Origin of the sequence: Clostridium aquiflavi (assembly GCF_031344075.1) — a bacterium.
In the GTDB taxonomy this organism is placed as follows: domain Bacteria; phylum Bacillota; class Clostridia; order Clostridiales; family Clostridiaceae; genus Clostridium; species Clostridium aquiflavi.
On record NZ_JAVJAN010000004.1, the window covers coordinates 26,455 to 39,920 of the forward strand.

The following is a 13,466-nucleotide window of genomic DNA, read 5'->3' on the forward strand; positions in this document are numbered from 1 at the left end:
TTATGAGTATTATTATGCCTATTTTTAAATTTATAATTAGAGGAATCTAAAAGAGGTTGTAATTTTAATATTATGAATTAAGAAAGGAAGATTAATATGTGCGGAATAGTTGGATATTTAGGAAGTGGGAAAGCTACTTCATTTTTAATTAATGGATTATCAAAGTTAGAATACAGAGGTTACGACTCAGCAGGAGTAGCTGTTGTTAATAATGGAGAAATTGAAGTAAGAAAATTCAAAGGAAGATTAGCTAATTTAGCAGATAATATAAAGGAAAATCCTGTTGAAGGAAACATGGGAATAGGACATACAAGATGGGCAACACATGGAGCTCCATCAGATGTTAATTCACATCCACATTTAAATAGTAAAGAAACAATTGCTGTAGTTCAAAATGGAATAATTGAAAATTACTTAACATTAAGAACATGGCTTAAAGGAGAAGGATATACTTTTAAATCAGAAACAGATACAGAAGTAATTCCTAATTTAATTGATTATTATTATGAAGGAAATTTATTTGAAGCTATAATTAAAACACTTAAGAGACTTGAAGGAAGTTATGCTTTAGGTGTTGTTTGTAAAGACGAGCCAGATAAATTAATAGCAGTAAGAAAAGAATGTCCTTTAATTGTAGGATTAGGAAAAGATGAATCATTCATCGCATCAGATATTCCAGCTGTATTAAGCTATACAAGAGATGTATATCTTTTAGAAGATCATGAAATAGCTGTTCTTTCAAATGATGGAGTTAAGCTTTATTCAACAGATGGAAAAGAAATACAAAAGGATATCTACCATGTTACATGGAGTGAAGATGCTGCTGAAAAAGGTGGATTTGAAGATTTCATGTTAAAAGAAATTCATGAACAACCAAGAGCTATAAGAGATACTATGGCTGGAAGAATTTCAATGGAAAAGAGTATGCTTTTAGATGATTTAAAAATAACTAAAGAAGATTTAGAAAATACAGATAGAGTATTTATAGTAGCTTGTGGTACTGCATATCATGCTGGACTTGTAGGTAAAAACTTAATTGAATCATTTGCAAAAATCCCAGTAGAAGTTGATATAGCATCTGAATTCAGATATAGAAATCCATTAGTAACTGATAAATCTTTAGTTATTGTTATAAGTCAATCTGGAGAAACAGCAGATACATTAGCAGCTTTAAGAAATAGTAAAAATATTGGAGCTACTATAATAGCATTAACTAATGTAGTTGGAAGTTCAGTATCAAGAGAAGCTGATCATGTATTATATACATTAGCAGGACCTGAAATTTCAGTTGCATCTACTAAGGCTTATACAACTCAAATAATCGGAATGTATATGATGGCTATGACATTTGCCAAAATATTAGGAAGATTAAAGAGTGATAGATTAGAAAAATTAAAAGAAGAGTTATTAGATTTACCAGAAAAGGTAGAACTAGTTTTAGAAGATAGAGAAAAAATAAAAGCAATAGCTGAAAAAATGTATGAAGAAAAAGATGTATTTTATTTAGGTAGAGGTCTTGATTATGCAGTTGCATTAGAAGGATCACTTAAACTTAAAGAAATATCATATATTCATGCTGAAGCATATGCTGGTGGAGAATTAAAACATGGTCCTATAGCTTTAATTGAAGAGGGAACAAATGTAATTGCTTTATTAACTCAAGAAGCTTTAAAAGAAAAAATGGTAAGTAATATTGTAGAAATTAAAGCAAGAGGAGCAAAAGTCATTGGAGTTTGTTATCAAGGAACTAAAGGATTAGAAGAAGTTCTAGATGAAGTAATTTACATTCCAAGAACTATGGATATGTTTGCACCGGTATTGAGTGTTGCTGCACTTCAATTATTATCATATTATGTAGCTAAAGCTAAAGGTTGCGATATAGATAAACCAAGAAATTTAGCTAAATCTGTTACTGTAGAATAATAATTAAAATTTATAAAAGTTATATAAGGCTAGTCATTTTAATAGAATTAAAATGACTAGTCTTATATTTATGTAAAGGGGGATGAGTTTATGTATACTCCACGATATTATTTCAGTAATAATTTTAAAAAATATGAAGAATTATTTCGTACCAAGGAACATGAAGTAAAATATTACAAAAAGGGAGAATATCTATGTGATATAGATGATAGTATGAATACAATATTTTATATTGTATCTGGCACAGTGAAATTATCTATGTTACATCCAAGTGGTAATGAAAAGAATTTTTCTTTTCATGGTAAGGGAACCATACAACCTTTTTATTATCCATCTGATTGTAGCCTTGAGCATTCAGTATTACTTTTAGCAATATGTGATGTAGAGGTTTTAGCTTTCAAGAAAGATAACTTTGCAAATATTATTAAAGACAATCCTGAGCTATATGAAACTATGTTAGAAGGCTTTGTAAAAATGGTTAATTTATTAATGTATGATACTACAAATATTCTTTTTAATGATGGACTAGTTAAGATATGTAATTTTTTATATTCGTGTTTAATGTCATCAGAATTTAAAGATGGTGTAATTAGAATATCTCAAAAGGATTTATCTGCAATTATTGGTATGAATAGAACTAACACAGCTAAATATTTAAAACTTCTTCGTGAAAAAAATATTATTAAAACATCTAGAAATAATATAACTATATTAGATGAAAAAAATCTTTTGAAGCAATGCTCCAATGAATTATATAAAATATAATTCTTGTGTATTTAAAAGTACATAACTTTTATATTAAATGTGTTATCATCAACAGGACGTAAAGTTAAGTATCCTGTATAAATTAAATGATGTTAAAAAATAGTATGTTGGATACATTAGTTTGTACCAAGGTACTTTTTTTATAAAGAAAATTATCTAAGAGGGTGTTTTATGGTTAGTTAGCTAAAGGATAAAACTCAAAAAGATATTTGAGGTCTTAAGTAATATTATTAAAAAGTTAGGATGGTAAAAATGGCAAGAAGTTTTAATTTAGTAAAGGATAGCGAAAGTAAATTATACTTAAAGTACTTAGCACCAAGTATATTTGGTATGATTATGCTATCAGGATATGTATTTGTAGATGCATTGTGTGTTGGTAGAGCATTAGGTGGCATTGGACTAGCTGCTTTGAATGTAAGTACTCCAACGATATCATTGATGTATGCAACAGGATTTCTTTTTGCAACAGGTTCTGCAACTATATATTCTATTTTTAAGGGTAAAAACGAAGATGAAAATGCTAGGAAGATGTATACTTTTGGATTTATCAGTGCATTAATTATGGGAATTATTTATTGTATTTTAGGTATTGTATTTATTGATAAAATAGCATATTTCCTTGGTGCAACTGACAATACAATTAAAATGACTAAACAGTATATGTTAACAATTTTGAGTTTTGCTCCATTTTTTGTTTTAGATATTTTTATGAATGTTTTTGCAAGAAATGATAAAGCACCTCATATATCAATGTTAGCAACTATTGCTTGTTGTTCACTTAATATTGTATTAGATGTATTATTTGTTTTTGGATTCCACTTAGGTATGTTTGGAGCAGCAATAGCTACAGCTATTTCAACAGTAGTGAGTTTTACAATAACATTTTCTTATTCATTAAGTAAAAAATCAGGACTTAAGTTAAAAAGATTTATACCAAGATTAAATGATTTTTTAAGAATAGTAACCAATGGAGTAAGCAGTTTTATTAGCGAAATGTCAGTAGGGGTAGTTACTATTGCTTTTAACAGAGTAATTTTAAGCCAGATAGGTGAAATTGGAGTATCAGCTTATGGAATTATAGCTAATATAAATCTAATATTTTTCTCAATTTTTATGGGAAATGCTCAAGCAATGCAACCTTTAGTTAGTATTAACTATGGAGCTAATGAATATAAAAGAACTTTTAACTTTTTCAAACTAGGAGTTACGTTTGCTATGGGAGTTGGAGTAATATTTACTTTTGCATCGATATTTTTCTCTTATCAATTAAGCTCTTTATTTGTAACTGATCCAAAAATTATAAAAGTGACTGCATCAGCAATTAAAATATATGGACTAGCATATCTTATAATGGGAATAAATTTATTATTTGATGCATTCTTTTATTCAGTTGAAAAACCTAAATTCGCAGTTAGTATATCTTTATCAAGAGCATTAATTATTGTTTTAAGCATGTTATTTATTCTTTCACATGTTTTTGGAAGCGTAGGAATATGGATGACAGTTCCAGTTACAGAAGTTTGTACGTTATTCATTGGAATTACTTTATTTATAAAATATAAACACAATCAGTTATCATTAAGTATAGAAAGTTAATAATTTTTATTTTAAAATTTTGTTTAATATTTGGCTATGTTTTAGTAGTGTGTTGATATATACATAAGTAAAATGGACTGAGTAATTGAACTTAGGAATGCTAAAATGAGTATAGTCCCATTTTAGCTTGCTCCCAATGTAAAATTGAGACAAGCAGTAAATGTGACAATACTCATTAAGAATTCTCAAAGTCCAATTACAATGCCATTTCACCTATTTTATATATCAACACATATTTAAAACAGAGCCTAAAATTTATATTAATTAATATATAGTCTTTATTTTTTTATGTAAAAATGATATAATTTACAAATTGAATATATTTACATAAGTTTGATAGAAGATAAATTTAATGATTACTTTAGTGATTGAGAGAAAGTATGAAATAATTTAAGTATTATTTTGTGCTTTTTTTTTATACATAGAACTAATTATTACTTAATAAAAACGCTATAATATTCAAACAAATAAAAGTAAAATAAGTATAAAAATGGTTTTATTATGATATTATATTATCATAATAGAATAAGAAATTACTCAACATGATAATTAGTTTATTTAAATTATAATAAATTATTAAATAGGGGGATGGGTATGAACAATAACTGTTTGCATGACTTACAAAATGGAAGTGACATTAGAGGAATTGTATTAACTAATGAAGATCAAGTTATAAATTTAACTAATAAAGAAATTAAAATTATAACAATAGCATTTCATGAATGGTTAAAAAATAAAAATAAGCTTAATAATTTAAAAATTTCAGTGGGGATAGATTCTAGAATAACGGGAAATGAATTTAAACACACTATAATCAACACATTAGTCGCGTGTAAAGTCACAGTATATGATTGCAAATTATCAACTACACCATCAATGTATATGACAACTATTATGGATGATTATAAATGTGATGGAGCTATAATGATAACTGCAAGTCATCTTCCTTATTATTATAATGGCATAAAACTATTTACTAAAAATGGATGTTTAGATAAAGAAGAAATTAAAGAGGTATTAAATATAGCATCAAAATATGAAGACAATAAAGAAAATGTTTTTGTAAGTGAAATGGAAGCTAGAAGAATGACTATTTTTAAGCCACTTATTAATGATTATTCTAAACTCTTAGTAGAAAAAATAAGAAAAGAAATTAATTCTTCAGAAAATTACAATAAGCCTTTAACAGGAATGAAAATTATATTAGATGCAGGAAATGGTTCAGGAGGATTTTTCAAAGAAAAAGTATTAGAAGAATTAGGTGCTGACACAACAGGAAGTCAATTTATAGAGCCTGATGGTACATTTCCTAATCACATTCCAAATCCAGAAACAGATATTTCTATGAATTTAATAAGTAATGCAGTTATAGATAACAATGCTGATTTAGGAATTATTTTTGATACAGATGTAGACAGAGCTGCTTTGGTTGGAAGAGAAGGTAGATTTATAAATAGAAACTCTTTAATTGCACTTATTTCTGCAATTGTATTAAAAGAACACAAAGGATCTACTATAGTTACTGATTCAGTGACATCCGATGGAGTAAGCAAATTTATAAAAAAATTAGGTGGTAAACATCATAAGGTTAAAAAGGGATATAAAAATATTATAAATGAGGCTATGAAACTAAATAATAAAAGGGAAGAATGTTATGTAGCTATTGAAACATCAGGTCATGTTGTATTAAAAGAAAATTATTTTTTAGATGATGCAGCTTATTTTGCATCAAAAATACTTATTGTTATGGCTAAATTAAAAAATGAAAATAAATTTATTGAGGATTTAATAAGTGATTTAGAATTACCAAATGAGGAAAGAGAAATAAAATTAGCAATTAATGAAAAGGATTTTAATAATTATGCTAATAAAATATTATATGATTTTGTTAAAGTGATTGCTGATAATGATAATATGCAAATTGATGAAGATAATTGTGATGGAATAAAAGTTATATTCAATGAAAAATTTGGAGAAGGTTGGTTTACATTAAGACTTTCTTTACATGAGCCTAAAATAGTAATTAACGCTGAATCTAATAAAACATCAGGATGTGAAAAAATACTAGAATTTATTAAAAACTTTATTAATAATTATAACGTAAGTTATTTAAACTAATTTAAAAATATAGAATTACATTTAAAGCTATATATCATTTTTAATCATGATATATGGCTTTATTTTATTGTAATCTTAAAAATATTTATATATAATTTTGCATAAATATAGCTATTAAAGGATAATTCTAATATTAAATATAAATCTTATTATACATTAATAATGTTTTAATAATATTTTAGATTGTACCTATTAGTACATAAATGCTATACTATATATAATGAGATTGTTTATATAAAATAGAAAATAAAGTATATTTAATCAATTATATAATAATTTTATCCTTATATAATTGATTGATTTTTAAAATATTATATATTTTATTAAAAAATTTGTAAAATTAATATAACAATCATTTATATTAAATTGAAAGGAAGTGGTGTAAGTATATGACAATACCATTAATTTTAGCCTCTTTAGTATTAATAATTTGTGTATTTTCTAGTAAAGTTTTATATCGATTTGGAGTACCCTCATTATTAATATTTCTGGTGTTAGGAATGATATTTGGAAGCGAAGGAATTGTTGGAATAAGATTTGATAATTATAAAATAGCTGAAGAAATTGGATCATTTGGATTAGTTTTTATAATGTTTTATGGAGGTTTTTGTACTAATTGGAAATTAGCAAAACCAGTTGTTACTAAAGCCACATTAATGTCAACAATAGGAGTTATTATAACAGCAGGTCTTACTGGAATATTTTGTACGTGGGTTCTTAAATCCTCTTTATTAGAAGGTTTTCTACTTGGAGCAGTAGTAGCATCAACAGATGCAGCATCTGTATTTTCAATTTTAAGATCTCAAAATTTAAATTTAAAAGATGGCTTAGCATCTTTGTTAGAAATTGAAAGTGGTAGTAATGATCCAGTAGCATATATGCTTACTGTAATAATATTAAGCTTTATGTCTGGAGCACAACAATCAATTTTTAAACTTTTATTATTTCAAGTATTATTTGGAATAATAATTGGAGTTGTTTTAGCTAAAATAAGTACATGGATTTTAAAAAATGTTGTTTTTGAAATAGAAGGACTTTATCCTGTTTTTGTAATGGCCATTGCTATTTTGGCATATTCTTTAAGTATATGGCTTGGTGGAAATGGTTATTTAAGTGTTTACATAGCAGGAATAATAATTGGTAATAGTAAAATACAAAATAAAAAAAGTTTGGTTAAATTTTTTGATGGAATATCTTGGTTAATGCAGATAATGTTATTCTTTATATTAGGATTATTATCTTTTCCATCACAAATACATTTAGCGTTTTTACCAGGATTTTTAATTTCTATATTTTTAATTTTTATAGCAAGACCAATATCAACTTTTGCAATATTAAGCTGGTTTAAAGTGCCTATAAAACAACAAATTTTTGTTTCATGGGTAGGACTTAGAGGGGCAGCGTCAATAGTTTTTGCTATATTAGCAGTAACGAATGATGCATTGATAAATTTTGATATATTTCATATAGTATTTTTCATAGCATTATTTTCTGTATCATTACAAGGAACTTTAATATCTCCTATAGCTAAAAAACTAGATCTTGTTGATAATGATGCTGTAGTATTAAAGACTTTTAATGATTATCAAGAAGAAATGAACACTAAATTGGTAGAACTTGAAATAAAACCAGAAAGTAAATTAGTTAATAAAAATATTATAGATGCTAATATACCAGAAGATATATTAGTTGTTATGATAAAACGTAATGGAAAAATACTACATCCGAAAGGAAAAACTATTATTTATAGTGGTGATATTTTAGTCTTAACAGGAGAAAATTTTGATAATATAGACTTTTAAAAATAACTTTTCTTATGTATATAGTAATGCTTTAGCAAAGTATATTAAAAATAAATAGATATGTTGTAGGATTATATTAAGGATAAAACTTAATATAATCCTTAATTTTTATGTCTAAAGTATATTTAAGGGATATTTAGAATACAAAGTTTGATTATATATTAACAAATTACCAGGTCTATGGTTATTATTATCATAAAAACATAAAAAATACAAATTATAAGCAATATATGAATTTAATAGATGATTTGATTTTAAGTAAAAAAGTATGACTTAAATAATAATATAACAAAAAATATATGGAAAAATAAATAAACTAATAAAATATAATTTTATGCATTGAAGAAATAAAATAATTAACATATAATTAAGTTGTTAATAATTTAACAAATATTTAAAGTTATTGACTACACCTATTAATATATACCAATCCTCTTAATAAGAAGTTTAGATATTTAATATAGTAGATACAATATTTGAACTTTTTATTAGAAAACGTTTAGTAAATTTCATAAGATTAATAATTTTTTATTTTAGCTATGATATAGATATGAAAATAATAATTAATTTATATAAATAAAATACATTAAATTGTAAAGGGGAAAAAGATATGTATATTAGTGATGTTGAAATTATCTCAAAGTCGGCAAGAAATAAATACGAATTATCTAAAAATGCACCGACAAAATATATAACTAGAGCAATTGTAGCAGGATTTTATTTAGTAGTAGCAATAATTTTATCATATACAATAGGTGCTATTTTGAATCCTAATTACCCAGAACTAGCTAGAATAATGGTAGCAGCTACATTCTCAATAGCGTTAGCACTCATTGTTTTTTTAGGTGGTGAGTTATTTACAGGTAATAATATGGTTATGGCAGTAGGGGCTTATACTAAAACATGTACTTTAAAGATGGCATTAAAAGTATGGTGTTTAAGCTACTTAGGAAATCTTTTAGGAGCAATAGTTATATCATTTTTATTTGTCAAAAGTGGAGCATCACTTTCTTTAATACAAGAGTATATAAGAGGTATAGTAACTACGAAATTTACTCTTTCAGCATTTGAATTGCTCATAAGAGGAATTCTATGCAACTTTATTGTGTGTCTAGGTGTATTATCTACTATTAGATTAAAATCTGAAAGTGGTAAATCTATAATGATGTTTTGGTGTGTATTTGCATTTGTTATTGCTGGATTTGAGCATAGCATAGCTAATATGGGTATTTTTTCAGTTGGGTATTTTGCATTAGGTGGATTATCAATGACCTTAATAATAAAAAATTTATTTTGGGTAACATTAGGTAATATAATTGGTGGTGGAGTATTATTAGCATTGCCATTAACATATATGAGTGTTGAAGAATAAAATTATAAAAAGGTGTTTTAGCTAATTTAAGATTATCTAAAACACTTTTTTTATTTTGAATTAGTTTAAATAAATGTTAAATTCTTAGACAGTAGATATTCTCCGTGATAAAATAAAGTTATAGAATAATATTTTTCTTAAATTAAGGCTATGTTTTAAGTAAATTCATCTGTCCATGAGTTTTATACTACAATATCAACACTGTTTTAAAATATAGCCAAATAATTAAGTTTTATACATTATAGATAGATGGTGATTAAGTGGTTATAGTAAAGTTAGAAAAGAATAAGAAAAGACAAATTATTTTTAAAATTAAATTTACAGATGGTGAAGAAAATAAATTATTTTTTAAAAGAGCTATTATAGAGGGTAAAAAAATAAAAGGAAACTTTGATTATCAAGTACCTTTAAGATTTTTTATTCCAATAGTAAAAAATATAAATAAAAAAGATATATTGTTAGATAAAGATAGTTTGTTATGTTATTTAGAATTTTCGGATATGTATGATCAAAATTATTATAATGAAACACAAGCTACTCCTAACTATATGAAAAGATGGAGAGAAGAGGGATGTCCTGAAATTTATAAAGTAACTATTGATAAGGATAATTGCAATATAGAAAAGGAAATTATTTTTAATAAACCTAAAGTTTATTTTGAATAACTAGTGGTTTAATATAAAAATAAAAAATTAGAAATAACTTTTTATATAGATATTTCTAATTTTGTAGTATTAAAATTAAAATAAGAATATATTTATTTAAATATCGCCATTTACAATAATATCGATCTTTCCTGTATCTGGGCTGATAATTAATCCATGAACTCTTATGTTCTTAGGAATTAAAGGATGATTTTTTATCATTTTTACGCTTTCTTTTATAGAATTTTCAACAGATTCAAATCCATGAAGCCATGATTCAATATTTATTCCAGAATTATTTAGAATAGATAAAGTATCATTACTTATTCCTCTATCAACCATCTTACTTATAAGAGTTTTGGTATTTAAATTACTCATACCGCAACCGTGATGCCCTACTACAAATATATCTTCAGCTCCAAATTCATATATTGCAACTAATATACTTCTTATTACGCTACCAAATGGATGAATTACAGTTGCACCAGCGTCTTTTATTATTTTTGCATCTCCATTCTTTATATTCATAGCCTTAGGTAATAATTCTGTTAATCTAGTGTCCATACATGATAATATAACCATTTTCTTTTTAGGAGTTTTGGTTGTAATAAACTCTTCAAATTTTTTACTTTCTACAAAGTCGTTATTATATTTCATTATTTCTTCTAATTTACTCATTTGTTGCCCCACCTTTATTATTTTATATTAAATAGATTATACAATTAAAGTTTTATTTATTAAATACTATTTTAATAAATGATTTATATTAAAAATTAACATAAACTATTAATTTTATAAAAATAGTTAAAGTTTAAGTTGTTTATAAATTAAATTTTAGCTATACTTGTTCATAATAAAATATAGTATTAATATTATGGGGAAGTTTTATTCATAATAATTAAAAATGTTGTAAGGGGCGAAATAGTAATGAATATCTCAGAGGAAAAGAAAGAATTAAGAAAAAAAATACTAAAAATAAGAAAAGAAATGGATATTAATAAGAAAAGAAATTTTGATAATATAATTCACAATAAATTTTTAAAAAGTAAGTTTTATTCACAGTGTAGAAATATTTTTGTGTATATTTCTTATGATTCTGAAATTGACACTAAAACTATAATAAGAAAAGCATTAGAAGATGGAAAAAATATTTATGTTCCTAGAACAAACTATAATACAAAATTGATGGAGGCTGTTAAAATATCATCATTAGAAAATCTTATAAAAGACAAACATGGAATTTTACAACCTACTGAAAGTGGATTAGCAGTTGAATTAGAAGAAATTGATTTGATAATTATGCCAGGTGTAGCTTTTGATAATAATGGGGGCAGAATGGGATATGGCGGAGGATTTTATGATAGATATATGAGTAAATGCTCAAAAAATATACAGAAGATTTCTTTAGCATATGATTTTCAAATATTAGATAATGTTCCAATGGACAGCCATGATACAAGGGTTAATTCTATTATTACAGAGAATAAAGAAATTGTATGTAATATTTAAAATAATAACAATATAATAAAATATTTTTAAATTATGGTTGCAAATGTTAAAAAATGATATATAATATAAACATATTAAAAATAAATCTGTTATTAAGAATGGTGGAGGGACTGGCCCTATGAAGCCTAGCAACAGCTAACTTTAATGCGAAAGTTAGAATTGTGCTAAATCCTGCAGGAAATTTCCTGAAAGATAAGAGATGCATAGAAGTTATATATAAATTTGTTTTTATTAACTATTTCTCTATCTTTAAACAGGAGAAATAGTTTTTTTTAATGTATTAAAATATGTTTTAATAAATAAGCAATAAATTTTAGGGGGTAATAAAATATGAAAATTGAAACAAAATGTCTACATGAAGGATATAAACCAAAGAATGGAGAACCAGTAGCATTACCGATTTATCAAAGTACTACATATAGATATGATAGTACAGAAGCAATAGGAAAATTATTTGATTTAACAGCTGAAGGTCATATGTATTCACGTATATCAAATCCAACAGTTGGAGCTGTAGAAGATAAAATAGCTTCATTAGAAGGTGGAATAGGAGCTCTTTGTACTAGTTCAGGTCAAGCAGCATCTTTAATAAGTATATTAAACATTTTAAAAGCTGGGGATCATATCATTAGTGCTGCAACAATTTATGGGGGAACAATTAATTTGTTTGCAGTAACACTTAAAAGATTTGGAATAGATTGTACATTTGTTGATCCTGATGCTTCAGAGGAAGAAATACAAAAAGAATTTAGAGAAAATACTAAAGTTGTTTTTGGAGAAACTATTGCAAATCCAGCTATAGCTGTATTTGATATAGAAAAGTTTGCTAAAATAGCACATAAGAATAATGTACCTCTTATAATAGATAATACTTTTGCAACACCTATACTTTGCAGACCGATAGAATTTGGAGCAGATATAGTTATTCATTCTACTACTAAATATATGGATGGCCATGCAGTTCAAGTTGGAGGAGTTATTATAGATAGTGGTAATTTCGATTGGACAAATGGTAAATTCTCAGAATTTACAGAGCCAGATGAATCATATCATGGTGTAATTTATTCAAAAGATTTTGGAAAATCAGCATATATAACAAAAGCTAGAGTACAACTTATGAGAGATTTAGGAGCATATATACCAGCTAATGCTGCATTTCTTCTGAATTTAGGTCTTGAAACACTTTCAGTTAGAATAGAAAAACATTGTAGAAATGCTGAAAAAGTTGCAGAGTTTTTAAGTAATAACGAAAAAGTTGAATTTGTAAATTACCCAACAGTAAAAGGAAATAAGTATGAAGATTTAGCAAGAAAATACTTACCGAATGGTTGCAGTGGAGTAGTATCATTTTCAATAAAAGGAAGTAGAGAAAATGCTATCAGATTTATGGATAATTTAAAACTTGCAGAAAATGTAGTTCATGTAGCAGATATTCGTACATGCGTACTTCATCCAGCAAGTTCAACACATCGTCAACTTACAGATGATCAACTTGTAGCAGCTGGAATAACACCAGGACTTGTTAGATTATCAGTTGGACTAGAAAACATAGATGATATATTAGAAGATGTTAAACAAGCATTAGATCAAGTTTAATCAACATTTTCTTTAAGAAAATGTTGATATATGCATAAATAAAAAATAGGAAACAAATTATCTATATAAATGTTTCCTATTTTAATTTATTTTGTGATTTAAATAAAATGCGATATATGCAATAGGTAAAGTGGCATTGTA

10 protein-coding genes and 1 riboswitch are annotated in these 13,466 nt (G+C 25.7%); of the genes, 9 read left to right on the top strand and 1 reads right to left on the bottom strand.

Features of this window, described 5'->3' with window-relative positions:
- Positions 1-96: 96 nt before the first annotated feature.
- The 7 genes from glmS (at position 97) to RGC78_RS01950 (ending at position 10,241) form a co-directional block, all read left to right on the top strand.
- Complete coding sequence (gene glmS / locus RGC78_RS01920) at positions 97-1,923, top strand: glutamine--fructose-6-phosphate transaminase (isomerizing) (RefSeq protein ID WP_252215158.1); 1,827 nt, start codon at positions 97-99, stop codon at positions 1,921-1,923.
- A 90-nt stretch (positions 1,924-2,013) separates the two neighbouring features.
- On the top strand, positions 2,014-2,688 hold the full coding sequence (locus RGC78_RS01925; RefSeq protein WP_252224992.1) for a Crp/Fnr family transcriptional regulator: 675 nt from the start codon (positions 2,014-2,016) through the stop codon (positions 2,686-2,688).
- 252 nt (positions 2,689-2,940) lie between these two features.
- Positions 2,941-4,284 carry an MATE family efflux transporter gene (locus RGC78_RS01930; RefSeq protein ID WP_252215164.1) on the top strand — a complete coding sequence of 448 codons (1,344 nt, stop codon included), beginning with the start codon at positions 2,941-2,943 and terminating at the stop codon, positions 4,282-4,284.
- Positions 4,285-4,878: 594 nt separating this feature from the next.
- Positions 4,879-6,402 carry a phosphohexomutase domain-containing protein gene (locus RGC78_RS01935; RefSeq protein WP_252215167.1) on the top strand — a complete coding sequence of 508 codons (1,524 nt, stop codon included), beginning with the start codon at positions 4,879-4,881 and terminating at the stop codon, positions 6,400-6,402.
- 389 nt (positions 6,403-6,791) lie between these two features.
- Positions 6,792-8,204, top strand: a complete 1,413-nt coding sequence (locus RGC78_RS01940; RefSeq protein ID WP_252215170.1) for a potassium/proton antiporter — start codon at positions 6,792-6,794, stop codon at positions 8,202-8,204.
- Positions 8,205-8,814: 610 nt separating this feature from the next.
- On the top strand, positions 8,815-9,576 hold the full coding sequence (locus RGC78_RS01945; RefSeq protein ID WP_252215172.1) for a formate/nitrite transporter family protein: 762 nt from the start codon (positions 8,815-8,817) through the stop codon (positions 9,574-9,576).
- Positions 9,577-9,836: 260 nt separating this feature from the next.
- The gene (locus tag RGC78_RS01950) at positions 9,837-10,241 is read left to right on the top strand and encodes a hypothetical protein (RefSeq protein WP_252215174.1); all 405 of its coding nucleotides are present in this window, start codon (positions 9,837-9,839) and stop codon (positions 10,239-10,241) included.
- A 96-nt stretch (positions 10,242-10,337) separates the two neighbouring features.
- Here RGC78_RS01950 and RGC78_RS01955 read toward each other — a convergent pair whose 3' ends face one another.
- Positions 10,338-10,898 (bottom strand): beta-class carbonic anhydrase, encoded by a 561-nt coding sequence (locus tag RGC78_RS01955; protein ID WP_252215175.1) that lies wholly within the window; start codon positions 10,896-10,898, stop codon positions 10,338-10,340.
- Between the two features lie 249 nt (positions 10,899-11,147).
- Between RGC78_RS01955 and RGC78_RS01960 the strand changes: the two genes are divergently transcribed.
- Entirely contained in the window at positions 11,148-11,729 is a 582-nt protein-coding gene (locus RGC78_RS01960; RefSeq protein WP_252215177.1) for a 5-formyltetrahydrofolate cyclo-ligase, read from the top strand.
- An 86-nt stretch (positions 11,730-11,815) separates the two neighbouring features.
- A riboswitch (SAM riboswitch) is annotated at positions 11,816-11,928 on the top strand.
- Positions 11,929-12,059: 131 nt separating this feature from the next.
- Positions 12,060-13,325: an O-acetylhomoserine aminocarboxypropyltransferase/cysteine synthase family protein gene (locus RGC78_RS01965; RefSeq protein ID WP_252224985.1), complete on the top strand. Its 1,266-nt coding sequence runs from the start codon at positions 12,060-12,062 to the stop codon at positions 13,323-13,325.
- The last annotated feature ends 141 nt before the right edge of the window (positions 13,326-13,466 follow it).